This is a genomic window from Mycobacterium toneyamaense (assembly GCF_055384815.1).
In genome coordinates this window covers 6,094,151-6,119,318 of the sequence record NZ_AP040333.1, presented here as the reverse complement: position 1 = coordinate 6,119,318, position 25,168 = coordinate 6,094,151, and the positions used below count along the sequence as shown (strand labels likewise).

The following is a 25,168-nucleotide window of genomic DNA, read 5'->3' as shown; positions in this document are numbered from 1 at the left end:
ACCCTGTGGATAACTTACGCGGCAGCCTTCACGACCACGTTGGAGATGTCGGTCTTGCTCTTGCCGTCGACGGTCCCCAGCGTGGAGATCCAGATCAGCAGATGCTGCGTCGGCTGCGCGTTGCTGATCGTGATGGTGTTGGAGCCCGTCTTCATGGTCGCCGGTTGCGTCAGCACGGTCGTGGCGTCCAGTGAGGACGGGTTGGCGGTTTGCGCCGACCGGATCTGGATCGCGGTGCCGGTGCTGGTCAGGTTCAGGCTGACCGACGCGACCGTGGTCGCCTGGGGCAGGTTCAGCATGAGGCCGACGCCGCTCTTGAACCCGGGGAACGGCGTGGGATCGGTGTAGACGTCCGTCGACCAGGCGTCACCGGACGCGCCGGTGATGGCCTTGCCGGCGGTCTCGGGGGAGTCCGCGCCACCCCCGGGCGAAAAGACCGTCACACCAACGGGTTTCACCACATTGCCGGGCGTCGGGGCACCGCTCGTGGTGGGGCGCTGGCTGTTGAGGCCGAGCTGCTGCTTGTCCAGGCCGCCGCCGACGTCGCCGAAGATGCCCTTGAGCACCGACGCCAGCACCAGCAGTGCCACGAGCAGGATGGCTCCACCGACACCCACCCCGATGAGCAGTGCCTTGCGCCGCTTGGCGGCCGCTTCGAGTTCCGCCGCGTCCTCGGACTCGGGGCCCTGCGAGCTGTCGACGGGCTCGAGCAGTTCGGTGGTGTCGGCGACGGTGGTGGCCTGCTGGAGCAGGTTCAACAGCGTTGGGGCCGAACGGATTCCGCCACCTTCCTGCACGGCCCGGGCGGCCGCGGCGGAGATCTGGAAGGGGATGGTCCCGTCGACCGCGCGGGGTTCGATGGGCTGGCCCGCGCTGTTCTGTGTCGCGGGCAGCATGCCGCTGAGCGCGCCGGCCTCGGGCAGCGGCCACCGGTTGATCAGCAGCGCGTACAGCGTGGCGCCGATGCCGCGGATGTCGTCCTCGGGTGTGGCCGACGGCAGCGTGCCGGGGAAGGCGAGCACCACGTCGCCCTCGATGCTGACCCGGATCCGGCCGGGATGATCGATCGACAACGCGACGCCGGCCCGGTGTGCGGATTCGGCCGTCGACGCCAGGGACTGGATGGCGCGGGCCCCGCCCATCGGCGACGGATCCGTCGCGGCCACCTCGGCGAGCGAACCGCCGCGGATCCATTCGCTGACCACCAGGCCACCGTGGCCGAGTCGGGTGACGTCCAGGATCCGGGCCAGCCCCGGCCCCTCGATGTGGCTCAGTTTGCTTGTCCGGGTGAGGATTTCCTGGACCATCGATTGCGGGAGCGCGCCGTCGTGGTCGACGAACGTCAGCGCGACCTGGCGGTCGAGCGCGATGTCGAGCGCGTGCCAGAATTGCAGATCCGGGGGACCGCCGTGGAAGACGAGCAGGCGGTAGCGACCGTCGGCGACGACGGCGCCGGCCCGCAGGGCGACATCGTCGCTGCCGCCGCCTGACGTATCCGAGATGGGGGCGGATCCCTGGTCCGCGGGTGCGTCGGTCACCGCAAATCCTTTCCGAAGCCCGCCCGTGGTACCAGTGCCCCGGTTTGCCCCGCCAGTGGCGGACGCGCCGGGCCGCGGTGGTACCGGTGATGAAATGCCGTGTCCAGGGTACGGGACCGAGGTCCGCCGGGAGTCCGGTACAGCCGAGCTGACCTGGACTGCGGGGGTCGGTGTCGGGGCGCCGCGGCCCAGCCGGCGTTTCACGAAAGCCACTGCGGCCAGGGCGTCGGGCACCTTGGCTGCTACCAGCACCGTCACGATCACCGGGAGCATGATCACGCCGAGCAGAACCAGGCGCAGCAACGATCCGGCGGCGCCGCCGTGCTCGGTGAGCCGGTCGAATCCCAGCAGTTTGTCGGCGAGATAAGCGAGCAGGCCCGATCCCAGGGAGGCGCAGACGGTCACCAGGATGGTCCGGATCACCGGCAGCTCGATCATCCGGCCGCGCGGCGGCCGCAGTGCCGACCGCAGCAACACGTAGCCCACGGTCGCACCGGCCAGGAAGCCCAGGCCGTTGGCCAGGCCCAGGTAGCCGGCCACCAGCTCCCGATCGTCGGTCAGGTGCGGCGCGATCAGCGAGCCGACGATCTTCACCACGGTGATCACGACGATCAGGACGATCGGGATCCAGGGTTGCTCGCGGGCATAGAACACCCGAAGTTCCAGCAACAGCATGGAATACGGGATCAGGGTGAACGCCGACAGCGTGATGGCCATGCCGAGATAACCCGCGTCGGTGGCACCGAAGTTGCCGTACGCGAACAGGGCGCTGCCGATGGCGGGGCCGCCGACGGTCATGAAGGCGACGATCGGGATCAGCGTCACCATGGTCAGCCGGGTGGCGAGCGAGAAGTCGGCGAGTACCGCAGGGTTGTCGTTCGCGGCGGCGTTGCGCGACAGCCGGGGCATCACCACGGTCAGTACCGTCACGCCGATCATGCCGAACGGCAACTGCAGCAGCAGCCAGGCGTAGTTGTAGATCGCCGGGCCGGATGCGGCTGCGTGGCTGGCGATCTCGTTGCCGACGATCAGCCCGATCTGGCTGATCAGGACGTACAGCATCATCGCGATGGCCATGGTGCCGAACTTCTTGAGCCGGTCGTCGATACCCCACAGCGGCCGCAGGTCGACGCGATGCTGGCGCAGGGAGTACAGCAGGATCCCGGCCTGGGCCACGACGCCGAGCGTGGTGCCGATGCCGAGCACGAGCAGCTTGGCGTTGCCCATCTCGACGGGGTCGATCGAGAGTTCGCCCGGGACAAGCACATACACGCACAGCGTGATGATCGCGACCACGTTGTTGAGCACCGGCGCCCACGCCGGCGGCCCGAACACGTTGCGGTTGTTCAGGATTGCCATGTAGACCGAGGTCAACCCGTAGAAGATGATCTGCGGCAGCAGCAGATACGCGAAGGCGGTGGTGAGCGGCTCGTTGACCTGTGGGTCGCTGCCCAGCATCAGCCGCACCAGCAGCGGTGCCGCCGCGACCGACAGCACCGTCGTCAGCAGCAGCAGCGCGGTGGCGAGCGTGACCAGCCGCCGCACGAACGCGGCGCCCCCGTCGGCGTCGTCGCGTTCGGCGCGGGCCAGCACCGGCACGAAGATCGCGGTGAAGGTCGCCTCCAGCACCAGGGCGGCCACCATGTTCGGCAGCTGGTTGGCGACGGTGAACGAACTGGACAGGGCCGCACCGAGGATCGCGGCGAGCAGCACGATGCGCAGGAACCCGGTGATGCGGCTGACCAGCGTGGCGAAGGCCATGCCCCAGGACCGGGAGACGACGGCGGCGTCGGACAGCTCGGCCCGCCGGGGCGGTGGGGCGGCGGCAGTGTTGGCCGCGGCGTTCGGGCGGGGTGGCGCGCCCAGCGGCCGTTGATTCGCTCGGCGAGCCTCGCTCATGAGTCCTCCGGGGCGTGGGCGATGGCGGTGTCGAGCGGATCGGGCCGGATGGGCCGGCTGTGGTGCGGCCGGTCCAGGTCGGCGCGGTCGGGCTGCCCGCGGAACCGGTGCCACAGCCGCCGGCCGGCCAGCAGGAACAGCACGGCGCCGGCGGACAGGGTGATGAAGAACAGCACCTTGCCGTAGGCGTTGGAATGCACCGACAGCCGGACCGGTTCGCCGAGCGTCAGCCCGTTGACCGTGCGCAAGGAGACGTCGACCGCGACGCGCTGGGTGAAATGCACCTCGATCGGTACCCGCAGCGGCAGGTAGCCCGGCGGCAGTTCGATCTCACCCATGTCGGTGACGGTCATGCCCGGTGGCGCGTCGATGACCAGCCGCACGCGGATCGGCACGGGCAGGTCGTTGCGCAGGGCCAGGGGGAGGGGACTGCGTTCGGTCGCCAGCGTGTACGAGCCGCCGGGGTTGACGACGGTGACGCCGTGGAACAGGTCGTCCATCGTGCGCTGCGTGGTGCTGACGCGCTCCTGGGCCATGGCTTCGCGGACGGTCGGCGGCACCGACTGCGTCAGCGCCCGCAGCATGTCCTCCCGCAGCGGCGCCGTGTACTGGTCGCCCGTCAGACCCGTCTGGGTGTTGACGGTCAGCGCGGCGGTCAGGCCCCAGATTCGTTCCATGGTGGTCGAGATCTGGCTGGTGATGCCGTCGCCGTAGCGGGCCTTGGGGTTGCCGGTGCCGTTGTCCGGCGGGGTGGCCGTCTGCGTCGGCGGCAGCTCTTGTGCTTCGGCGATCACCGCGGGCATCGGGCGGGCGACGGCGAGGCCGGAGTGGATCGCCGTGGCGACCGACGTCAGGATCGCCTGGGCGTCGTCGGGCGTCACGTCCCACGCCAGCGGCGGCATCAGGATCTGGTTTCGCGGTTGGGCGTCGGGTTGCAGCCCACGCCACAGCACCGAGGCGATGGCGTCCTGGCGCCGTGCCACCTGCGAGTCGTGGTTGAGCGGTACCCGCAGTGAGGTGTCCAGGTATCCCGGCGAGATCGGGGTCCGGCCCGCGCCGGCCAGGGCCGCGGCGACGCACGGGTCGAACGGCGCCACGGTCACTTTGTCGCTGTAGCGGCGGGGCGCGGTGTCGGCGGGATTCGCGGCGTCGTCGGCGGTGATGGGCGCCGCGGCGATCGCGACGGTCGGATCGGGCTGCGCCGACAGCAGCCGCACCGCCGGGCCGGTGAGCGGGCCGTCGCCGACGACCGTCGCGCCGCGCAGGGACTGGATGCCGAGCAGCTGGTTGACGATGGGCCCGGCATCGGTGGTGGCGGTGGTGTTCAGGGCGGCGTCGCCGACGCGCTGCAGCGCGCGTAGGTCGGCCTGGGCGTACACCGTTGGGGTGACGCACACCCGTTGGGCGAGCTGCCGCAGCCGGTTGAGCCATTCGGTCGCGGCCTGCTGGCCGGTGCCCGGGTGGGTGGGTGAGTTGAGGCCGGCCTCCGGGTCGTCGGTCACGACGTAGCCGCCGCTCATCGCGTTGACGGTGATCAGCAGGTCGGGGTCGACGGCCAGGCACATCGCGCCGCGCATGAGGCCGCCGGGATCCACCTGGTCGTTGGTGGCGAAGTCCGCCGCGGCGAGCAGGGTGTCGAGGCGGCCGCCGTTGGCCAGGGAGGCGGCGAGGTCGTCGTCGGCGAGGCGGGCCGGTTCGGTGCGTCCGGGGACGCCGGCCGCCAGGTGCGGACGGTCGGCGAGCGGCCAGAGCAGAGTCAGTGCGACGGGATGTGCGGTGTCGGGTGGCACGACGGCGTCGATCGGCTGCTGGCCGGTGCCACTACCGCTGCCCGCAGCGGGCGGAGTGGCGGGTACGCCGAGCACCGGCAGCAGGAAGCGGGCGTCGTCGAGCCGGGCGGCCGACCCGTAGTCGGGTGTCCCGTTGACGTTGACGAGCAGCGGATACACACCCGGACGGTCGATGCCGAGGGCGGGATGGTCGGCCGAGCGCACCGGGTACGCGAGCCGGAACGGCACGCTCTGCCCGCGCGCGAGATCCTGCGACACCGTGGTGAAGTCGCCGACGGCGGAGAAGTCTGTCGGCTCCCCGGACAGCGTCGTCCGCAGCCCGGATGACGACGTCACCGCTGCCGCGTGCTCGAGGCGCACCATGACGTCGTGCACCGGGCGGTCACCGACATTGGTGACGGTGCCGCTGACCGTCACCACCGGCTCGCTCGTGGTGGTGACCACGTCGGGGGTGACGTGGTCGATGCGCAGTTGCAGGAACGTCGTCCCGCCCGGTTCGCCTGCCGACGAATGCGGCGTGATCGGGGCGGTGAGCAACAGCAACAGGGCGGTGACTGCCAGGACGCGCAGGAGAACTGTCGAGGCCGCCAACCTGACCTTCACGACCCGGGTCCGCAGCCGTTCGCGCGGCGGCCGGGTTGGGTATGGGCGGAGTCGTCGGTGCGATGGTTCCGCGTGCGGGAATGGGTCTGTGGGCGGCGGCGCGGCGCGGTGCGCGGCAGCGGCGGCAGGGCGCCCGGTCCATCGGTGTGCAGTTTGTCGATCAGTTCGCCGGCCACCTCGGCGAGCTTGCGCTCGTCGGCGTAGGCCAGGCGGGACGGCAGTTCCCGAAGCGGCACCCACGCCACTTCGGTGACCTCGACGTCGTCGTCGGAGAGTTCACCGCCCAGGAATCGCATCAGGTAATGGTGCACTGTCTTGTGCACGCGCCGGCCCTCGGTCACGAACCAGTAGTCGATGCTGCCGAGCGCGGCCAGCACGCTGCCCTGCAGTCCGGTCTCCTCGGCGACCTCACGGATGGCGGTCTGTTCGGCCGTCTCGCCGAGTTCGATGTGCCCCTTGGGCAGTGACCACAGCATGCGGCCGCGGCGGTCGATGCGGCCGATGAGTGCCGCCTTCTGGGTGTCTTTGGGGCCGTCGAGGCCGTCGATCACCAGCCCGCCGGCCGATGTCTCGTGGACGGTGCGCAGCCGGTCGTTGTTCGACTTGCGGGCGGCGGGAGTGGCGGGAGCCGCCGCCGGGGCCGCTTGTGCGGTGCCGTTGCGGGGCGCAGCGGCCGAATCGGTGTCGGTGCCCTGGGTGTTGTCGCTGGGCGGACCTGCCGAGCGTCGACCGCGACGTCGCCCGCGGCGTCGTCGTGGTTTGGCACGCTCGCCTTCCGACACCCAAGCGATAGTAGCTGCTCAGGTTGGGCGCTCTGTCCCCACTCGCCGGTCAGTGGCCCAGTTGTGACCGTGCCGCGATGGTCGGTACCAAACCGTGGGGTGGGCGCATTAGGCTCATCGGACGTGCCGAACGAAGCAAGTACCGATGCCGCGTTGCTGACCGCTGCCGCGGTCGCACTGAACAAGCATGCGGGTTTGCTCGTAGACCTCGGGCGCGTGTTCGCCGCGGCCGGTCACGACCTGTACCTGGTGGGCGGCAGTGTGCGCGACGCGCTGCTCGGCCGTGACCTGAACGACCTGGACTTCACCACCGACGCCCGTCCGGCCGAGTTGCAGAAGATGCTGCGCGGCTGGGCAGAAGCGTTGTGGGACACCGGGATCGAGTTCGGGACCATCGGGGCGGCCAAGTACGGGCAGCGCATCGAGATCACCACCTTCCGCGCCGACAGCTACGACCAGGTGTCCCGCAATCCCGAGGTGGTGTTCGGCGACCGGCTCGAGGACGACCTGGTGCGCCGGGACTTCACCGTGAACGCGATGGCTGTCCGGATCAACCCCGACCTGCCCGGCGGCATCGGTGAATTCCACGATCCGCTGGGCGGGCTCGCCGCGCTGGCGGACAAGGTGCTCGACACCCCGTCGGCGCCGCAGGTGTCCTTCGGTGACGATCCGCTGCGGATGTTGCGGGCCGCCCGCTTCGTCTCACAGCTGGGGTTCTCGGTGGCGCCGCGCGTTCTGGAGGCCCTGATCGAGATGGCGCCGCAGCTGGGCCGGATCACCGCCGAGCGCGTGGCCGCGGAACTCGACAAGCTGATGCTCGGCGCCGACCCCATGGCCGGCGTGGACCTGATGGTCCAGACCGGACTGGGCGACGTCGTGCTGCCCGAGGTCGGTGCCATGCGGATGGCGATCGACGAGCACCATCAGCACAAGGACGTCTACCACCACTCGCTGACGGTGCTGCGGCAGGCGATCGACCTCGAGGACGAGGGACCCGACCTAGTGCTGCGCTGGGCCGCGCTGCTGCACGACATCGGCAAGCCCGACACCCGCCGGCACGAGCCCGACGGTGGCGTCAGCTTCCACCACCACGAGGTGGTCGGCGCGAAGATGACGCGCAAGCGCATGCGCGCGCTGAAGTACTCCAAGCAGATGGTCGACGACGTCTCGCAGCTGGTGTACCTGCACCTGCGGTTCCACGGCTACGCCGACGACAAGGGCACCGGCAAGTGGACGGACTCGGCGGTGCGGCGCTACGTCACCGACGCCGGGCCGCTGCTGAGCCGGCTGCACAAGCTGGTGCGCGCGGACTGCACCACCCGCAACCGTCGCCGGGCGGCGCGGTTGCAGGCCAACTACGACGGTCTCGAGCGGCGCATCGAGGAGCTGGCCGCGAAGGAGGATCTGGCTCGGGTGCGGCCGGACCTCGACGGCAACGAGATCATGACGCTGCTCGGCATCCCGGCCGGGCCGCAGGTCGGCGAGGCGTGGCGGTTCCTCAAGGAGCTCCGGCTGGACCGCGGCCCGCTGTCGCACGACGAGGCCGTCGCCGAATTGCAGAAATGGTGGAACGCCAGAGGCTGATCAGCCGTCCATTCAGGTATGGACTATTGCCTGAGTGACGGGGCCGGGTCGGCGTCGTGGTGGCCGGGGGAGCCGGCGGTGGACGCCGACGGCGACGGCACGCTGGACGGTGTGCGGCTGGACGTGGACGGCGACGGATTGTTCGACGACGCGCTGGCCGACTTCGACGGGGACGGCCGGGCCGACCACGCCGTAATCGATGTCGACGGCGCGCGCAGGTCGTTCACCGACGACGGATCGGGCACCTGGGCGGTGGGGTCGGGGCTGCGGTGGTTCGGCCTGGACGGCACCGAGCAGAGCGGGGGAGCGGTCGTCGACTTCGACGGTGACGGTGCGGTCGACGACCGGCTGATCGACGCCGACGGCAACGGACTCGCGGACCGCGTGCTGGCCGGGCCGGTGGCGTACGCGGACACCGACGGCGACGGGCGGTGGGATGTGCAGCTGTCCGATACCGACGGCGATGGCGCGGCCGACTCGGCCGGCGCAATCCAGCGTTGACCCTGTCAGCGGCGCAGGGTCAACGGCGCGAACTCAGCCCCGGCCCGCTCCCGGCGGACCGGCGAAGGCCTGGGCGATGGTCAGCCACTTCTGGGCGTCGTCGCCGACGGCCTTGACGTCGAGTTCGCGGAGCGGCCGCCGCTGGGTGACCAGCAGGCAGAAGTCCTCGGCCGAGCCCGTGACCCGCTGCGCGGCGTCGTCCGGACCCCAGGTCCACACCGAGCCATCGGGCGCGGAAAGTTCCACGTGAAACACCTCGGCCGGCGGGGTCAGCTCGTGGAGCGTGAACGCGAAATCCCTTGTCCGAACGCCGATGTGCGCGATCGACTTGAGCCGGGCCGTCGGCTGACGCCGGACCCCGAGTGTGTCGGCGACGTCGGCGCCGTGCGCCCAGGTCTCCATCAGGCGTGCGCTCGCCATGGATGCGGCGCTCATCGGCGGGCCGAACCACGGCAGCTTGCGGCCGTCGGCGACACCTTCGAGCGCGTCGTGCAGCGTGTTCCGGGTCGCGCGCCACTGCGCCAGCATCTCCGCCGGCGGGGTCTGCGCGAGTTCTTCGGCCGCCACGTCGACGAAGCCGAGCGGGTTCTTCCACGCCTCGGTGAGCGTCGCGGCGAAGGCCTCCTCGTCGGTCACCGCCAGTACCGACACCTTGTCGGTCCACCACAGATGCGCGATCTGGTGGGCGATGGTCCAGCCCTCGGCCGGGGTCGCAGTGGCCCACTCGGCGGGTGGCAGGTCGGCGACCAGGCGGTCCAGGTCGTCACTTTCGGCACGCAGATCGGCGATGACACCGGCAGCAGCATTGGGGGCCATGGCAGCACCCTAGACGGTACCGCTGGTTCTGCTGCGCTTGCCCAGCGTCGCGTGCAGGGCCAAGCCCACGAGGTAGACGACGGAGCCGGCGGCCATCAGGGCCGACGACTTGCCGTCGTCCGGGATCACCGCCGCCGATGCGGTGATCGCGACGATGAACGCCATCCAGAACAGCGCGTCCTGGACCGCGAACACGTGGCCGCGCAGGGCGTCGTCGACGTCGAGCTGCATCGCCGAGTCGGCGCACAACTTGACCACCTGCCCGGCCGTGCCCAGCACCAGACTGCAGGCGATCAGGACCGGTATCTGGAGGCCGACGCCGGCGAGTTGAACCACGGCCGCAATGGCGAGGGCGCCGTTGGCGGTCGCGTAGCGACCCCAGCGGCGCACCGCGGTCGGCATGACGACATTGCCGAGGAACGACCCGAGGCCCGCGGCGGCGACGAACACAACGGTCACCGCGAACCCGGCGACGTGTTCGCCGCCGCCGTGCCGGACGATCACCAGCACCATCAGGGTGTTGATGCCGAACACCATCCGGTGCGCCGCCAGACCGGTCAGGGTCGCGGTCACGGTCGGCACGTTCGCCACCGACCGCAGGCCGTAGACCCAGCCGGTGATGACGGCGTAGGCGACCGAGCCGTGGACCGCGCGGGCGCTGTCGTCAGGTCCGAGGAGATGCCGGTGGAAGCGCACCGACAGCCACAGCGCCACCGCGACGGCCAGCGCCGCCAACCAGATCACCACGGCCGAGCTGGTGTCGCCCGCACCCAGCAGCCATCGGGGCAGCAGCATCACGTTGGCGCCGACGAACGCCGAGACGGCGCCGCACGCGGTCGCCACCGAGTTCATCGACACGACGTGTTCGGTGGGCACCACGTGCGGCAGTGCGGCCGACAGCCCGGACGAGACGAAGCGGGTGAAGCCGTTGACGATCAACGCGCCGAACAGGATCCACTGGTCGGTCGCGGCGTTGGCCAGCAGCGCGCCGACGCAGATCATCACCAGCAGCCGGCCGAGGTTGGCGGCGATGAGCACCTGCCGGCGGTCCCAGCGGTCGAGCAGCGCGCCGGCAAACGGACCCAGCAGCGAGTACGGCAGGTACAGCGCGGCGAAGGCGCCGGCGATGGCCAACGGGGTGGCCTGGCGTTCCGGACTGAACAGCAGGCCGCCCACCAGGCCGGCCTGGAAGAGTCCGTCACCGAATTGGCTGACCGCGCGCAGTTCCAGCAGCCGGCGGAAGTCCGGTAGGGCCTGCACCGCATGCAGGACGACGTGGTGGGGACGGCTGGCGGTCACTGGGATGTTCGTGTCCTGAATTTGGGAGTGCCGGGCGTGGTTGAAGCGACCCGCTCCACAGTACAAATATCCCGGCGGGCCGTGTGCGTTGGTCACGGCGACGGCTCTCAAGTGCCATGATGGAGGGCGTGGCGCAGTCAGAGGAACCGGAGGATTACCGCGATTTCGCTCCCGCCTCGCATGGGATTCGGGCGGGGACACTGCTGCTCGCCAACACCGACCTGTTGGAGCCGACGTTCCGGCGCAGCGTCATCTACATCGTCGAGCACAACTCCGGTGGCACGCTCGGCGTCGTCCTGAACCGGCCCAGCGAGACGGCCGTCTACAACGTGCTGCCGCAGTGGGCGAAGCTCGCGAAGAAGCCCAAGTCGATGTTCATCGGCGGTCCGGTGAAGCGCGATTCCGCGCTGTGCCTGGCGACCCTGAAGGTCGGCGTCGATGTGTCGTCGGTGCCCGGCCTGCGGCATGTGCAGGGCCGTATCGCGATGGTCGACCTGGACGCCGATCCCGACGAGATCGAAAGTGCCGTCGAGGGCGTCCGGATCTACGCCGGCTACTCGGGGTGGTCGGTCGGTCAGCTCGACGGTGAGATCGAGCGCGACGACTGGATCGTACTGTCGGCGTTGCCGTCGGACGTCCTCGTGGGACCGCGGGTGGATCTGTGGTCGCGGGTGCTACGACGTCAGCCGATGCCCATGGCGATGTTGGCGACGCACCCGATCGACGTGAGCCGGAACTAGCGGCGAATTCAGCTGCAGGACAGCGTGCAGCTGGCGCAGCTGCCGGCGCAGCCGTCACCGGCGGGCGCGTTGTCCCGGGCCATCATGGCGGCCCCGGCCTTGGCGCCCTGGTAGCAACCGGCCGCGAAGGTGCCGACGGCGCCGATGACGCACACCATCAGGACCATCACCCCGGTGCTGCGCGGCGCGACGAGCGCGACGACACCACCGGCGGCGAGCATCGCGGCCGTCGCGAGTTGGATCGGTGCCACCGAGCGCAGCACGCGCGGCACAGTGTCGGTCGAGGGGGGCCGGCTCAGCGACCAGGCGCCGACGCCCGCGGTCACCACGGCCGCGCACAGGCACAGCACGGCGGCGATCAGCATGCGTCTCAGGATAGGGGCGGCCGGGCGGCCGCTCCAAACCGGCGACCGGTCAGCGGCCCAGCCCGGGGATCGACGCGGTGAGCGGTACGGCTCCGGCGGTGTGCGCCGGGACGGCGGCCGGTGCGGGAACCATCGGCGCGGCCGGAGCCGGGACGGGTGCCGGTGCGACGGGCACGGCAGCGGGTGCGGGTGCCGCGGCGGGCGCACCCGGCGCGCTGACCTTGAACCCGTTGACGATGGCGTCGGTGGCATTGCCGGACGCGACGGTCACCTGCGCACTCGTGGTCACCGACAGCGTCACCAGGTAGCGGTCTGTGCCCGACGTCGCGATGACGTGCCGCCGCGAGGTGTTCAGCGTCAGGTTGTTCTCGCGGTAGGTGCCCTCGATGATCGACGACGGCATGCCATAGAAATCGGCCATCGAACCGTCGGTGGACCGCCACGCGACCTGCTGCTGGCTGTCGATGAAGCCGTGGCTGATGGCTTCGCGCGGGTCGAAGTCGCCGACCAGCTTGTAGACCTGCAGCGCGGCGTTCGAGGTGTAGAGGCCGTCGCCGCCGACGCGGTCGGCGATCACGGCGAACGCGTCGGGCACGTTCGGGTCGGGCACCGCGGCCCAGCCCGGCGGCACCGGCAGGACGATGTTCAGTGCGGTGAAGCCGGCGGCGGTCTGCCGCTGCATGGCGACGTTGTGGGCGCGGAAGAACTCGGCGATGGTGCCCGAGGCAGCCGGGGCGATGGCGGGTGCGGGCGCCGGCGCCGGGGCGACGACCGGCTGCGCCACTGCGGGCTGGGGAAGCGTGGCCGGCTGGGGAAGCGTCGCCGGCTGGGGTACGCCCGCGGGCTGACCTGCGGGGATGAACGCGGGTCCGGCCGGCTGGGCGGCAGCCACCGGCGCCGGGGCGGCCTGCACCGTGACCGTCTGGGTCACCGTCGCCGGTGCCGGGACGACGGGTTGGGGCGGCAGGGGATCGGCGGATGCGGTGTTGCCTGCGAAGCCGACGACGCCCGCCAGGCCCGCGGCGACACCTCCTGCCAGAAGCCGCCAGTGGCGGGCGTTCTCGAACATGTGGCGCCGGTCCTTCCGCTTCACTTCTGTCTCACGCGTTGCACTGGAGCCGACTGTAGGTAGGTGGGCGCAGTGCCCACCAGATCCGGCGCGCACCTGCAACCGTGCTCTGACCGCACTGCAACGGAACCGAGACCAACGCCTATCGGCTGGCGTGATGCAGGTCGCGCCGGGGGTGTTGACTACCCTGTGCACGTGAGCGATTCCCCGAATGCGCAGGCAGGCGTGCGTCCCGAGGCGGCCGTGGCCGTTGACGCCGACAGCCCGCAGCACCGTTACACGGCCGAACTGGCCGGCCGCATCGAGGCCGACTGGCAGCAGGTGTGGACGGACCGCGGCACCTTCAACGTGCCGAACCCCGTCGGCTCGCTCGCGCCCACCGACGGCTCGCCGGTGCCGGCCGACAAGATGTTCGTGCAGGACATGTTCCCGTACCCCTCGGGCGACGGCCTGCACGTCGGGCACCCGCTCGGCTACATCGCGACCGATGTATACGCCCGCTACTTCCGCATGACAGGCCGCAACGTCCTGCACGCCCTGGGCTTCGACGCCTTCGGTCTGCCCGCCGAGCAGTACGCGGTCCAGACGGGCACGCACCCGCGCACCCGGACCGAGGCCAACATCGTCAACTTCCGGCGGCAGCTGGGCCGGCTGGGACTGGGCCACGACTCGCGCCGCAGTTTCGCCACCACCGACACCGACTTCTACAAGTGGACGCAGTGGATCTTCCTGCAGATCTACAACGCCTGGTTCGACGTAGCGCAGCAGAAGGCCCGGCCCATCGCCGAACTGATCGCCGAATTCGATTCCGGGGCACGGACTCTCGACGACGGACGGGACTGGTCCGCGCTGACGGCCGCCGAACGGGCCGAGGTCGTCGACGCGCATCGCCTGGTCTACCGCTCAGACTCGATGGTCAACTGGTGCCCGGGTCTGGGCACCGTGCTGGCCAACGAGGAGGTCACCTCCGACGGCCGCAGCGAACGCGGCAACTTCCCGGTGTTCCGGAAGCGGTTGCGGCAGTGGATGATGCGCATCACCGCGTACTCCGACCGGCTGCTCGAGGACCTGGACGTGCTGGACTGGCCCGACAAGGTCAAGGCCATGCAGCGCAACTGGATCGGCCGGTCCGTCGGTGCCGAGGTGCTGTTCTCCGCCGGGGACGCCGACATCGAGGTCTTCACCACCCGCCCCGACACTCTGTTCGGAGCCACCTATCTGGTGCTGGCCCCCGAGCATGACCTGGTGGATTCGCTGCTGACCGGTTCGTGGCCCGCCGGCGTCGACGAGCGGTGGACCTACGGTGCGGCCACGCCGGCCGAGGCGGTCGCCGCCTACCGCGCCGCCATCGCCGCGAAGTCCGACCTGGAGCGCCAGGAGAACAAGACCAAGACCGGTGTCTTCACCGGCGCCTACGCCACCAATCCGGTGAACGGACAGCAGGTTCCGATCTTCATTGCCGACTACGTGCTGGCCGGCTACGGCACCGGCGCCATCATGGCGGTGCCCGGCCACGACCAGCGCGACTGGGAGTTCGCGACTGCGTTCGGTCTGCCCATCGTGGAAGTCATTGCCGGTGGCGATCTTTCGGAGTCCGCGTACACGGGCGACGGCGCAGTGGTCAATTCCGACTACCTCGACGGCCTCAACGTCGCCGACGCCAAGGCCGCCGTCACCGAGAAGCTGATCGCGGACGGCCGCGGCCAGGCCCGCGTCGAATTCAAGCTGCGCGATTGGCTTTTCGCACGCCAGCGGTACTGGGGCGAGCCGTTCCCGATCGTCTACGACGCCGACGGCCAGGCCCACCCGCTGCCGGATTCAGCGCTGCCCGTGGAACTTCCGGACGTGCCCGACTACTCGCCGGTGCTGTTCGACCCGGACAACGCCGACAGCGAGCCGTCGCCGCCGCTGAACAAGGCCACCGAGTGGGTGCACGTCGACCTCGATCTCGGTGACGGGCTCAAGTCCTACACCCGCGACACCAACGTCATGCCGCAGTGGGCCGGCAGCTCCTGGTACGAGCTGCGCTACGCCGACCCGCACAACCCGGAAGCGTTCTGCGCCAAGGAGAACGAGGCCTACTGGATGGGCCCGCGGCCCGAGATCCACGGCGCCGGCGATCCGGGTGGCGTCGACCTCTACGTCGGCGGCGTCGAGCATGCGGTGCTGCACCTGCTGTACTCGCGGTTCTGGCACAAGGTGCTGTTCGACCTCGGCCACGTGTCGTCGCGCGAGCCGTACCGCCGCCTGGTGAACCAGGGCTACATCCAGGCGTTCGCCTACACCGACGCCCGCGGTAGCTACGTGCCGGCGGCGGAAGTCGTTGAACGCGAAGGCAAGTTCTTCTGGACCGGCCCGGACGGCGAGATCGAGGTCAACCAGGAGTTCGGCAAGATCGGCAAGAGCCTGAAGAACTCCGTCTCGCCCGACGAGATCTGCGAGGAATACGGCGCCGACACCCTGCGCGTCTACGAGATGTCGATGGGCCCGCTGGAGGCGTCGCGGCCGTGGGCGACCAAGGACGTCGTCGGCGCGCACCGGTTCCTGCAGCGCGTGTGGCGCGTCGTCGTCGACGAAACCACGGGTGAGCCAAGGGTTTCCGACGATGCGGTGTCCGAGGAGACGCTCAAGCAGCTGCACAAGACCATCGCCGGCGTGAACGAGGACTACGCCGCGCTGCGCAACAACACCGCGGCCGCCAAGCTCATCGAGTACACCAACCACCTCACCAAGGAGGGCGTGACCGCGCGCGCCGCGGTCGAGCCGCTGGTGCTGATGGTCGCGCCGCTGGCGCCGCACCTGGCCGAGGAACTGTGGCGCCGTCTCGGCAGCGCGAAGTCGCTGGCGCACGGCCCGTTCCCGGTCGCCGACGAGCGCTACCTGGTCGACGACACCGTCGAGTACCCGGTCCAGGTCAACGGCAAGGTGCGCGGCAAGATCGTCGTCGCTGCCGATGCCGACAAGGCCACGCTGGAAGCCGCGGCCCTCGCCGACGAGAAGGTGCAGGCCTTCCTGGCCGGGGCCACACCCAAGAAGGTCATCGTCGTCCCCGGCCGACTGGTCAACATCGTCGCCTGACCTGGGATTTGTGCACGATTTTCCGCGCCGACCGCGGAAAATCGTGCACAAATCCCTCGGGAATCAGCGGGGGCGGATGATCACCTCGTGCTGGTGGGCGTCGTCGGGGGTCGCCACGACCTGGGCGATCACCTGGGCGACGGTCGAGGGCTTGAGGAAGCGCTCCGGCTTGTATTCGCCGCCTTCATAGGCCACCAGGTTCCACTGCATGTCGGTGTCGATCCGGCCGGGGTAGACCGTCGTCACCCGCAGTGCCGGTTCGTCGGCGCGAAGGGCATCGGCGAAGCCCCGCAGCGCGAACTTGCTGGCCGTGTACGACGCCAGCCCGGGGGACGGGCTGCGGCCGGCACCGGAGTTGACGAAGATCACCTGACCCCGGGCCGCCCGCAGGGCCGGCAGCAGCGGCAGGGTAAGCCCCACGGCGCCAAGCACATTGACTTCCATGGTGGCCCGCCACTCCTCGATGGAGGATTCGCCGACCCGGCCCGGGTATGCCACGCCGGCATTGTGGATCAGTACGTCGAGTTCCACGATCGGCTCGATCGTCGCCGCGACGCCGTCGTAGTCGGTGAGGTCCATGGGCCACGTCGTCGCGCCCAGTCGCTCGGCCACGGCGTCGAGTTCGGCCGTCGGCCGGCCCGCCAGGAACAGCGTGTGGGTCGGCGCGAGGGCCTCGGCGTTGGCCATTCCGAGGCCCCGGGAAGCGCCGGTGATCATTGCGGTCGGCATGGCGTGAGCCTACCGATCAGCGAATCCCCGGGCGGCGACGCACAATAGACAGCGATGCCACCCGACCACAGCTTCGCGCCCACCCAGCTCTCGGCCCGCGCCGCCTACCTGCTGCGCGGTAATGACCTGGGCGTCATGACGACGGCCGCGCCGTTGCTGTATCCGCACATGTGGAGCTGGGATGCCGCGTTCGTATCGATCGGCCTGGCGTCGCTGACGGTCGAGCGTGCCGTGGTCGAGCTGGATACGCTCCTGTCGGCGCAGTGGGCCAACGGCATGATCCCGCACATCGTGTTCGCCAACGGCGTCGACGGCTATTTCCCGGGGCCGGCCCGGTGGGAGACGTCGAGCCTGGCCGTCAACGCGCCGCGCAACCGGGACACCTCCGGTATCACCCAGCCGCCAGTGCATGCCATTGCGGTGCAACGGATTCTGGACCACGCCCGTACCCGCGGGCGCTCGACCCGGGTGGTCGCCGAGGCCTTCCTGGATCGCCGGTGGGACGACCTGGTGCGCTGGCACCGCTGGCTGGCCGAGGCCCGCGACCCGCAGGAGCACGGCCGGGTGACGCTGTACCACGGCTGGGAGTCCGGCATGGACAACTCACCGCGCTGGGACAGCGCGTACGCCAACGTGGTTCCGGGTGCGGTGCCCGAGTACCAGCGCGAGGACAACGCGATCATCACCGACACCAGCCAGCGGCCGTCCGATGTCGAGTACGACCGCTACCTGTGGCTGCTGGAGGAGATGAAGTCCGTCCGGTACGACGACGCGCTGCTGCCGAAGGTGCTGAGCTTCCAGGTCGAGGACGTGTTCGTCTCGGCCATCCTGTCGGTGGCGTGCACGGTGCTGGCCGAGATCGGCGAGGACTACAAGCGGCCGAATTCCGATGTGCGCGAACTCTATTCGTGGGCCGAGCGGTTCCGGCAAGGCGTGGTGGCGACCACCGACGAGCGCACCGGCGCGGCGCGGGACTTCGATCTGCGGGCCGGCAAGTGGATTCCGAGTGAGACCGTGGCGCAGTTCGCGCCGCTGCTCTGCGGCGGTCTGCCGCACGACCGCGAACGGGCGCTGCTGCGCCTGCTGGAGGGACCGCGGTTCTGCGCCCACCCGGACCTCAAGTACCCGCTGATCCCGTCGACGTCACCGGTGTCCCGTGACTTCCGGCCGCGCGAATACTGGCGCGGCCCGGTGTGGCCGGTGATGACGTGGCTGTTCTCGTGGTGTTTCGCCCGCCGCGGCTGGTCCGAGCGCGCGTCGATTCTGCGCCGGGAAGGCTTGCGGCAGGCCAGCGACGGCACATTCGCCGAATACTACGAACCCTTCACCGGGGAACCGCTCGGCAGCATGCAGCAGTCGTGGACCGCCGCTGCCGTACTCGACTGGCTGGGCTGACCCGACAGACCTAGTCGTCGTTGCTGGTGGCCAGCTTCTCCAGCGGCGCAAGGGCCTTGGAGATGTTGTCGATGTCCTCGGGCGTCAGCTTGGACATCATCGCGATCAGCACCTTCCGACGGGCTTCGAGGGCCTCGCGGTGCTGCACCAGTCCCTTCGGTGTCACGTTCACCAGGACGGCGCGCAGGTCGGAGGGGTCGCGGGACCGCTTGACCAGACCGAGCTTCTCGAGCCGGCGGATCGCCACCGTGGTGGTGGGCGTACGGACCCGTTCGTGGGCGGCGAGTTCCGTCATCCGGATGGGTCCGCGGTCCAGCAGGGTCAGCAGGATGGACAGCTGCGCCAACGTCAGATCGGCGCCCGCCTCGGCGTCCTTCGGGATTTCGACGCGTCGGCGCATCACGTTGAACAGCTTGGAGAGGACCTGTTGCAGGTCTCCTGCAAGGTCCGCGACCTGCGGCTCCGTCGACGACATAGTTCGATAGTCTAACGTGTATGCCGGATACTGGCCGGTATTAGACAACCTGCGCCAAAAATTGACGTAAACGTTGAGTTTCCGCGGATTCGAAGATCTGCTCGGGGGTTCCCGTCTCGATCACCCGGCCGCCGTCCATGAACACCACCGAATCCGACGCTGACCGGGCAAAACCCATCTCGTGGGTGACCACCACCATGGTCATGCCGTCGGCCCCGAGTTCGCTGATGAGCGCCAGGATGCCCTTGACGAGTTCGGGATCCAGGGCCGACGTGGCCTCGTCGAAGAACATCACCTGGGGGCTCATGGCCAAGGCGCGGGCGATCGCGACACGTTGCTGTTGCCCGCCGGAGAGGGTCGCGGGACGGACGTCGGCCTTGTGCTTCAGCCCCACCCGATCGAGCAGTTTCAGGCCGAGTTCGCGGGCTGCATCGGCGTCCAGGCGCTTGAGCTTGCGTGGTCCGAGCGTGACGTTCTCCAGCACCGTCCGGTGCGGGAACAGATTGAAATGCTGGAACACCATCCCGATCCGCTGGCGCAGCTGATCCGGGTTGTCCTTCAGGACCGAGCGGCCGTCGAGCAGGATGTCGCCGCGGTCCGGTTCGTACAGCCGGTTCAGGGTGCGCAGCAGTGTCGACTTGCCCGAGCCCGACGGCCCGATGACTGCCGTCGTGGTGCCGGCGGGGACATCCAGATCGACGCCACGCAGGACGCCATTGGCCCCGAATGACAGGTGAATATCCTTGGCGGCCAGGGAAACTGCCTGCGGCGTGGTCATATGATCTCCTGGGTCGCGACCTCGGCGGCAACGGGCTTGCCCGTGCTCAGCCGCCGGTCGATGTAGTTGACCAGATGGGTCAGGGGGACGGTGAGGGCCAGGTAGAACAGCCCGGACGCGACCAGGGGAGACAGGTTTCCGGTTTGCGCGTTGAGGTCGCGACCCACCTGGAACAGCTCGCGCTGACTGGCGATCAACCCCAGGAAGTACACCAGCGACGACGCCTTCAGCAGCGAGATGAACTGGTTCATCAGCGCGGGCAGGACCCGGCGCACGCCCTGCGGCACCACGACCAGCCGCATCGATGACGGGTAGCCGAAGCCCAGCGCGCGCGAGGCCTCGAGTTGGCCGGCATCCACGCTCTGGATGCCCGAGCGCAGAATCTCGCCGATGTAGGCGCCCGCCATGAGACCGAGCGCGGCAATTCCCAAGGGGTACGGGTTGTTTCCGGTCAACGAGCCCACCACCGGCCCGATGCCCAGCCCGATCACCAGGATGATCACCACTTCGGGCAGGCCGCGGAAGATGTCGGTGTACACCCGGGCCGGCCAGCGCAGCCAGCGCGACCGCGAGATGCCCGCGATGGCCAGTGCCATGCCGATGATCAGGCCGATGATGCTGGCACTGACGGTCAGGATCAGCGTGTTGGGCAGGCCGGTCTTGAACAGGTCGGGGATGGCCTGCCGGTACAGGTGCCAGTCCAGGAACGCGTCTTTCAGTTGCGAGAGCGTGGATTTCGGCGCGGGACCGGCCGCCGGCGCCGCTGACGCATGCGACGCGGTGATGGCGTTGAAGTCGGGCAGCTGCGGCAGCGGCGCGGCCTTGGATCCGGGCTTCCAGCCCGGCGGCAGCGCGCGTGGCACCCAGTTCTCATAGAGCCGCGCCCAGGTGCCGTCGGCGATCACCGCGTCGAGCCCCGCATTGAGGGCGTCGATCAGCGGCTTGTTGTCTTTCGCGACGGCATACGCGACGAAATTGTCCAAGCTGAAGGTGTTTTCGACGATGCGCGCCGGGTCACCCGGTTGCACGGTGCCGGAGGCCTGCTGAGACGGCGCCACCCAGGCGTCGATCTGCCGGGTCTTGATGTTGGCGTACACCGTGGCGTAGTCCGGGAACTTCACCGGTTCCAGGTGCAGGGTGTCGACGACGTAGGCCTCCTGCACGGTGCCCTGCACGACGCCGATGCGCTGCCCCGCCTTCAGTGCGCCGAAGCCGCTGATCGCCGATCCGGTCGGGACGACGAGCGAGAAGTAGCCGAAGTCATAGCCATTGGTGAATCCGACGGTACGGCGCCGGGCGTCGGTGGTGGTGATGGACGACGATCCGACGTCGAACCGCCGGGACGCGACCTGGGCCAACAGCCCGGCGAAATCGGTGCCGACGAAGTTGACGCGCAGGCCGATCTTCTCGGCGATGGCCCGCAGCAGCTCGTTGTCGAATCCGGTGAACTGGCCGCTGGAGTTGATACAGATGCTCGGCGGGGCATCGGACAGCGTGCCGACGGTCAGCACTCCGGGCGTACCCAGCCCCAACGCCTCCGGCCGCACCGTGGAAAGCGGCTGGGTACCGGGCGTCGTGTACTTGTCGGTGCCGTCGCCCTGGGCGGCGGTGGCCAGGTTGGTGGGCAGGGCGCTGGCGCTCTGCACGCCCGGCGGTGCGCACTGGTCGGTGGTGGCGCCGGCTGGGACTCCCACGGACAGCGAACAGACCAGGAGTGCCACCAGTATCGCTACCGTCGCACGCAGGAAAGAGGTCACGCACGTCAACCTAGCGGGTGCCCGGCCGAATTCAGCGGCTTCAGCTCGCCGGGAATTCATTCGGCCGGGCAGCGCCGGCTACCTGCTGTCGCGCCAGCGGCACAGGGCTTCGGCGTGGCCCAGATCGTAGTCGGGGCCGTTGACCCCGACGGTCAGCAACGAAACCCCGAGTGCGGTAAGCGCTTCGGCATTGGCGATCAGGCCGTCGCCGCTGTTGTCCACGCCGGCCGAGCGGACGATGGTGTTCGGGTCGCGGCCGACGTCGGCGCAATGCCGGTCCAGCACGGCGGCCTTCTCCGGGTACGTCGCCGCGGTGGTGAAGCTGTGCCAGATCTGCGCGTACTCCGCGACGAGCCGCAGCGTCTTGCGCTCGCCCTGGCCGCCGATGAGGATCGGAATGTCGCGCACCGGCTGTGGGTTCAGCTTGCCCAGGCGCGACACGATGCGCGGCATGGCGGCCGCCAGGTCGTCGAGTCTGCTTCCGGCCGTACCGAATTCGTAGCCGTACTCGTCGTAGTCCTTCTCTTTCCAGCCCGATCCGATGCCCAGGATCAGCCGGCCGTCCGAGATGTTGTCGACCGTCCGCGCCATGTCGGCCAGCAGTTCCGGATTGCGGTACGAGTTACAGCTCACTAGGGCGCCGATCTCGATGCGCGAGGTCTGCTCGGCCCAGGCGCCCAGCATGGTCCAGCATTCGTAGTGCGCGCCGTCGGGGTCGCCGTACAGCGGGAAGAAGTGGTCCCAGTTGAAGGCGACGTCGACGCCGAGGTCCTCGGCGCGCCGGACCGCGTCGCGCATCAGGCCGTAGTTGGGGGAGTGCTGGGGCTGCAGTTGAACGCCGATGCGGATGGGTTGGGTCATGACCCCACGCTAACCGCCGAGGACGCCCCGCAGAATGTCGACGAGTGCGGCGGGCTGGTCGCCCTGCACCGAATGACCCGAGTCGGCCACGATGTGGGTCCGCTGGAAACCCGGCGCCCCGGCCGCGAACGCGGCGGCATCATCGTCGTTGACGAAGTACGACTTCGCGCCTCGCACGAGCGTCGTCGGCATGGTGATGGACGGGACGTCGTCCCACAGTCCGTTGAAGTTCGAGTAGCCGTCTCCTCGCGTCAACGAGTCGTACCGCCACGTCCAGGTGCCGTCGTCGAGTTGCTTGGCATTGTGAAAGACGCCGCGGCGCAGCGAGTTCCGGCTGCGGTGCGGCGACGCGGCCACGGTGACGTCGAGCATCGCGGCGAAACTGGGGAAGCTCCGGTCGCCCCTCACCAGCGCGACGGCACCCAGCTGAGCCTGCGTCATCTGCTCGTGCCGTTCCGGCGCCGACGGCGTGACGTCCACGAGCACCAGCTCGGGTACCAACGCAGGTTCGGTCGCGGCGATCCGCAGCGCCGTCAGCCCACCCAGCGACATCCCGACCACCAGCCGGGCCGACGGCGCGTGGCGCCGAATCACCGGGGCCACGGTCGACGCGTTCAGCTTCGGCCCGTAGTCGCCGTCCTCGCGCCAGGCCGACCGCCCATGCCCGGGCAGATCGATCGCCAGCGCCGGCACTCCGAGGCCCAGGATCACGGTGTCCCAGGTGTGCGCGTTCTGTCCGCCGCCGTGCAGGAACACCACTTCGGGCTCCGCGACGCCCCACTTCAGCAGGCTGATGGGCCCGTCCTCGATCCGCGACACCGTCGGCAGCGGGCCGTCGGCGCCGATCTGCTCGGCGTTCTCGGGCAGCAGCGCGAACTCGTCGAGCGTCAGCAGTTCGTCGTCAGAAATCTCGAGGGCCACGTCTGCGGACATTACCCCCGGCGGCGAGGCGTGCTCAGCTGCCGATCGTTCCGTTGTCCTTCCACACCGCGACCACAGAGGGGCGTGCGGTGCCGTTGCCGCCCTCGGGCCACCGTGAGACCGGGTTGTCGATGCTGTTGTCATCGTGCTCGCCGGGATGCTGGACGCAGACCGTGACGAGGTCGTCGGTGACGACGGGGCCGCACGTCTCGGCGCCGAGCGGCACGGTGAGGAACTGCTTGGTCTCCCCGCGGTTCGGGCCGCTCAGCGCGACGGCGAACAGTCCGTCGTTGGACTTCAACGCATTACCGTCGGTGGCGATCCAGAGGTTGCCGTGGCTGTCGAAGGCCAGGTTGTCCGGGCAGGAAATCGGGCTGACCTTGGTCTTGTCGAACCCCGCGTAGTAGGTGTCGGCGGCGGCGGGGTCGCCGCAGACCAACAGCAGCTCCCACGTGAAGTCGGTGCCGGCGTGGTTGTCGACGATCTCGAGAATCTGGCCGTTCTTGTTGTCGTTGCGCGGATTCGGCGCATCGGGGCCCGGTTTGCCCTCCGCGCCGCGCTTGGAGTTGTTGGTGAGGGCGACGTACAGCTTGCCGGTCTTCGGGTCGGCTTCGAAGTCCTCGGGCCGGTCCATCTTGGTGGCGCCGGCCTTGTCGGCGGCGAAGCGGGTGAACACCGCGGCCTCCGCCGCGCTGATCCCGGGCACCAGTGATTCGGCCCGACCCTCGGGGCCGGACCGCAGCAACGGCAGCCAGGTTCCGGTGCCGCGGAACGCACCCGTGCTCGGCAACTTCCCGGTGCCGTCGATCTCGGCGGCGGGGATGTCGCTGGACAGCTTGGCGACGTACAAGGTGCCTTCGTCGAGGATGGTCATGTTGTGCGCCATCGCCGCCGGCTCGCGGCCGGGCTGAATCTTCTTGCTGGACACGAATTTGTACATGTAGTCGAAGCGCTCGTCGTCGCCGCTGTAGGCGACGACGGTGCCGTCGGCAGTGACGTAGATGTTGGCGGCTTCGTGCCGGAAGCGGCCCAGCGCAGTGTGTTTCACCGGGGTGGAGTTCGGGTCCCACGGATTGAGTTCGACGATGTAGCCGAACCGGTTGACCTCGCCCGGCGTCGCGGCCACGTCGAACCGCGGATCGAAGGTCTCCCAGAGCATCTCGGACGGCTTGAGCTCGATGCCGTAGCGGGCGAGGCGGGTCGCGTCTGCCGGGGTGGCAGGCGCGGTGCCGGCCGGTGCGCCGAAGTAGCCCTGGAAGTTCTCCTCGCCGGAAAGCACTGTGCCCCAAGGGGTTATGCCGCCGGAGCAGTTGGCCATGGTGCCCGCCACGCGTCTGCCGGTCGGGTCGGCAGCTGTCTTGACGAAGTCGGTGCCCGCCGCGGGTCCGGTCAGGGTGAACGGGGTGTCGACGGTGATGCGTCGGTTGTACGGGCCCAGAACCGGTTTGAGGCCGTCGGGGGTGCGCGCGACTTCCACGACGCCCATGCCCATGGCGGCGATCTCGATGTCGAACTGCTCGCGGGTCGGGTGCTTGGGGTCGTAGCCGGGGAACATGAATTGCGGTGTGACGTACTCGAAGTTGGTCACCAGCAGGAAGTGGCCGGGCCGGTCGGGGATCGGTAGCAGCCCGGCGAAGTCGTTGTTGAACCCGAACTGGCCGCGCTGCGCCGCGGCGGTCTGCGCCGTCACGTCGAATTTCGGCGCGCCCGGCAGCACGGGGTCACCCCAGCTGATGACCACGGACTGCCGGTAGCCCTCGGGGATGACGACGGCGTCCTCGCGGTTGGGTGCGACCGCGGCGAATCGCATGCCGGGCGGTGTCGACGAGGGCGCAGCGGACGAGGTGCCTGCGGCGGGCTGCTCGTCGCGGCCGCACGCGGCCAGGGCGGGACCGGCGCCGACGGCGAGCACCGCGATGCCGGTCGCGCGGAGCATCGACCGTCGGGACACGGCCTGCGCGATGTCACCGAAGTACTCGTTGTCGCTGGTGTTCGGCAGCGGCTTCGAGCACGCGTCGCCACACTTGTGGCGGCACGTGACGTGCTGGCGCGACGACCGGCCGTCGTGGGTCAGGAGCAGGTTCAGCGGAAACAGGGCCACGATGCTGGAACCTATGACAGCTGAACCAGCAGCTGGGAAAGAACTGGTGAACTGCTGGGAACGCCCGCGCCCGACCCGGACGAAGTG

Annotated in this window: 19 protein-coding genes; 5 read left to right on the top strand and 14 right to left on the bottom strand. The window is 69.5% G+C overall.

What is annotated here, in order from left to right; all coding sequences use genetic code 11:
- Window positions 1-14: 14 nt before the first annotated feature.
- The 3 genes from murJ to ACZ5IQ_RS29455 are packed head-to-tail and all read right to left on the bottom strand — an operon-like array spanning window position 15 to window position 6,612.
- Window positions 15-3,437: a murein biosynthesis integral membrane protein MurJ gene (murJ, locus tag ACZ5IQ_RS29465; protein ID WP_212807795.1), complete on the bottom strand. Its 3,423-nt coding sequence runs from the start codon at window positions 3,435-3,437 to the stop codon at window positions 15-17.
- The gene (locus ACZ5IQ_RS29460; RefSeq protein WP_212807794.1) at window positions 3,434-5,830 is read right to left on the bottom strand and encodes a hypothetical protein; all 2,397 of its coding nucleotides are present in this window, start codon (window positions 5,828-5,830) and stop codon (window positions 3,434-3,436) included. The genes murJ and ACZ5IQ_RS29460 overlap by 4 nt, the downstream gene beginning before the upstream one ends.
- Entirely contained in the window at window positions 5,827-6,612 is a 786-nt protein-coding gene (locus ACZ5IQ_RS29455; protein ID WP_212807793.1) for an NUDIX hydrolase, read from the bottom strand. Before ACZ5IQ_RS29455 ends, ACZ5IQ_RS29460 begins: the two co-directional genes overlap by 4 nt.
- A 123-nt stretch (window positions 6,613-6,735) precedes the next feature.
- Between ACZ5IQ_RS29455 and ACZ5IQ_RS29450 the strand changes: the two genes are divergently transcribed.
- Window positions 6,736-8,196, top strand: a complete 1,461-nt coding sequence (locus tag ACZ5IQ_RS29450; protein ID WP_212807792.1) for a CCA tRNA nucleotidyltransferase — start codon at window positions 6,736-6,738, stop codon at window positions 8,194-8,196.
- An 18-nt stretch (window positions 8,197-8,214) separates the two neighbouring features.
- Window positions 8,215-8,697 (top strand): pullulanase, encoded by a 483-nt coding sequence (locus ACZ5IQ_RS29445; protein ID WP_464480621.1) that lies wholly within the window; start codon window positions 8,215-8,217, stop codon window positions 8,695-8,697.
- 33 nt (window positions 8,698-8,730) lie between these two features.
- Here ACZ5IQ_RS29445 and ACZ5IQ_RS29440 read toward each other — a convergent pair whose 3' ends face one another.
- Complete coding sequence (locus ACZ5IQ_RS29440) at window positions 8,731-9,513, bottom strand: TIGR03084 family metal-binding protein (protein ID WP_406801760.1); 783 nt, start codon at window positions 9,511-9,513, stop codon at window positions 8,731-8,733.
- Between the two features lie 9 nt (window positions 9,514-9,522).
- Window positions 9,523-10,812, bottom strand: a complete 1,290-nt coding sequence (locus ACZ5IQ_RS29435; protein ID WP_464480620.1) for an MFS transporter — start codon at window positions 10,810-10,812, stop codon at window positions 9,523-9,525.
- 119 nt (window positions 10,813-10,931) lie between these two features.
- On the opposite strand from ACZ5IQ_RS29435, the gene ACZ5IQ_RS29430 reads away from it, so the two are divergent.
- Window positions 10,932-11,552, top strand: a complete 621-nt coding sequence (locus ACZ5IQ_RS29430) for a YqgE/AlgH family protein (RefSeq protein WP_371824590.1) — start codon at window positions 10,932-10,934, stop codon at window positions 11,550-11,552.
- A gap of 8 nt (window positions 11,553-11,560) precedes the next feature.
- Here ACZ5IQ_RS29430 and ACZ5IQ_RS29425 read toward each other — a convergent pair whose 3' ends face one another.
- Window positions 11,561-11,917: a hypothetical protein gene (locus ACZ5IQ_RS29425; protein ID WP_212807785.1), complete on the bottom strand. Its 357-nt coding sequence runs from the start codon at window positions 11,915-11,917 to the stop codon at window positions 11,561-11,563.
- 49 nt (window positions 11,918-11,966) lie between these two features.
- Window positions 11,967-12,986, bottom strand: a complete 1,020-nt coding sequence (locus ACZ5IQ_RS29420; RefSeq protein WP_212807784.1) for an LpqN/LpqT family lipoprotein — start codon at window positions 12,984-12,986, stop codon at window positions 11,967-11,969.
- 195 nt (window positions 12,987-13,181) lie between these two features.
- On the opposite strand from ACZ5IQ_RS29420, the gene leuS reads away from it, so the two are divergent.
- Entirely contained in the window at window positions 13,182-16,064 is a 2,883-nt protein-coding gene (leuS, locus tag ACZ5IQ_RS29415; RefSeq protein ID WP_406774433.1) for a leucine--tRNA ligase, read from the top strand.
- A 63-nt stretch (window positions 16,065-16,127) separates the two neighbouring features.
- Here leuS and ACZ5IQ_RS29410 read toward each other — a convergent pair whose 3' ends face one another.
- Window positions 16,128-16,793: an SDR family oxidoreductase gene (locus tag ACZ5IQ_RS29410; protein WP_464480619.1), complete on the bottom strand. Its 666-nt coding sequence runs from the start codon at window positions 16,791-16,793 to the stop codon at window positions 16,128-16,130.
- 54 nt (window positions 16,794-16,847) lie between these two features.
- Here ACZ5IQ_RS29410 and ggh point away from each other — a divergent pair, with 54 nt between their 5' ends.
- Window positions 16,848-18,188, top strand: a complete 1,341-nt coding sequence (gene ggh, locus ACZ5IQ_RS29405) for a glucosylglycerate hydrolase (RefSeq protein WP_061006195.1) — start codon at window positions 16,848-16,850, stop codon at window positions 18,186-18,188.
- A gap of 10 nt (window positions 18,189-18,198) precedes the next feature.
- Here the strand turns inward: ggh and ACZ5IQ_RS29400 are convergent, their stop codons facing one another.
- Genes ACZ5IQ_RS29400 through ACZ5IQ_RS29375 form a run of 6 tightly spaced genes read right to left on the bottom strand, consistent with a single transcriptional unit; the run spans window position 18,199 to window position 25,081 of the window.
- Entirely contained in the window at window positions 18,199-18,663 is a 465-nt protein-coding gene (locus tag ACZ5IQ_RS29400) for a MarR family winged helix-turn-helix transcriptional regulator (RefSeq protein WP_073695119.1), read from the bottom strand.
- Window positions 18,664-18,703: 40 nt separating this feature from the next.
- Window positions 18,704-19,441 (bottom strand): amino acid ABC transporter ATP-binding protein, encoded by a 738-nt coding sequence (locus tag ACZ5IQ_RS29395; protein ID WP_073695120.1) that lies wholly within the window; start codon window positions 19,439-19,441, stop codon window positions 18,704-18,706.
- Window positions 19,438-21,258 (bottom strand): ABC transporter substrate-binding protein/permease, encoded by a 1,821-nt coding sequence (locus ACZ5IQ_RS29390; protein ID WP_464480618.1) that lies wholly within the window; start codon window positions 21,256-21,258, stop codon window positions 19,438-19,440. Before ACZ5IQ_RS29390 ends, ACZ5IQ_RS29395 begins: the two co-directional genes overlap by 4 nt.
- A gap of 18 nt (window positions 21,259-21,276) precedes the next feature.
- Window positions 21,277-22,059, bottom strand: a complete 783-nt coding sequence (locus ACZ5IQ_RS29385) for an LLM class F420-dependent oxidoreductase (RefSeq protein WP_073695122.1) — start codon at window positions 22,057-22,059, stop codon at window positions 21,277-21,279.
- A 9-nt stretch (window positions 22,060-22,068) separates the two neighbouring features.
- A complete protein-coding gene (locus ACZ5IQ_RS29380; RefSeq protein ID WP_464480617.1) occupies window positions 22,069-22,992 on the bottom strand; it encodes an alpha/beta fold hydrolase in 924 nt (307 codons plus the stop codon).
- Between the two features lie 22 nt (window positions 22,993-23,014).
- On the bottom strand, window positions 23,015-25,081 hold the full coding sequence (locus ACZ5IQ_RS29375) for a PhoX family protein (RefSeq protein WP_406803450.1): 2,067 nt from the start codon (window positions 25,079-25,081) through the stop codon (window positions 23,015-23,017).
- Window positions 25,082-25,168: the final 87 nt, after the last annotated feature.

Coding starts and splice junctions, on each gene's coding strand:
- ggh (WP_061006195.1), top strand. CDS start 16,848: ATGCCACCCGACCACAGCTTCGCGCCCACCCAGCTCTCGGCCCGCGCC.
- murJ (WP_212807795.1), bottom strand. CDS start 3,437: ATGAGCGAGGCTCGCCGAGCGAATCAACGGCCGCTGGGCGCGCCACCC.
- ACZ5IQ_RS29430 (WP_371824590.1), top strand. CDS start 10,932: ATGGAGGGCGTGGCGCAGTCAGAGGAACCGGAGGATTACCGCGATTTC.
- ACZ5IQ_RS29420 (WP_212807784.1), bottom strand. CDS start 12,986: ATGTTCGAGAACGCCCGCCACTGGCGGCTTCTGGCAGGAGGTGTCGCC.
- ACZ5IQ_RS29395 (WP_073695120.1), bottom strand. CDS start 19,441: ATGACCACGCCGCAGGCAGTTTCCCTGGCCGCCAAGGATATTCACCTG.
- ACZ5IQ_RS29385 (WP_073695122.1), bottom strand. CDS start 22,059: ATGACCCAACCCATCCGCATCGGCGTTCAACTGCAGCCCCAGCACTCC.
- ACZ5IQ_RS29440 (WP_406801760.1), bottom strand. CDS start 9,513: ATGGCCCCCAATGCTGCTGCCGGTGTCATCGCCGATCTGCGTGCCGAA.
- ACZ5IQ_RS29380 (WP_464480617.1), bottom strand. CDS start 22,992: ATGTCCGCAGACGTGGCCCTCGAGATTTCTGACGACGAACTGCTGACG.
- ACZ5IQ_RS29410 (WP_464480619.1), bottom strand. CDS start 16,793: ATGCCGACCGCAATGATCACCGGCGCTTCCCGGGGCCTCGGAATGGCC.
- ACZ5IQ_RS29425 (WP_212807785.1), bottom strand. CDS start 11,917: ATGCTGATCGCCGCCGTGCTGTGCCTGTGCGCGGCCGTGGTGACCGCG.
- ACZ5IQ_RS29400 (WP_073695119.1), bottom strand. CDS start 18,663: ATGTCGTCGACGGAGCCGCAGGTCGCGGACCTTGCAGGAGACCTGCAA.
- ACZ5IQ_RS29390 (WP_464480618.1), bottom strand. CDS start 21,258: ATGAATTCCCGGCGAGCTGAAGCCGCTGAATTCGGCCGGGCACCCGCT.
- ACZ5IQ_RS29445 (WP_464480621.1), top strand. CDS start 8,215: ATGGACTATTGCCTGAGTGACGGGGCCGGGTCGGCGTCGTGGTGGCCG.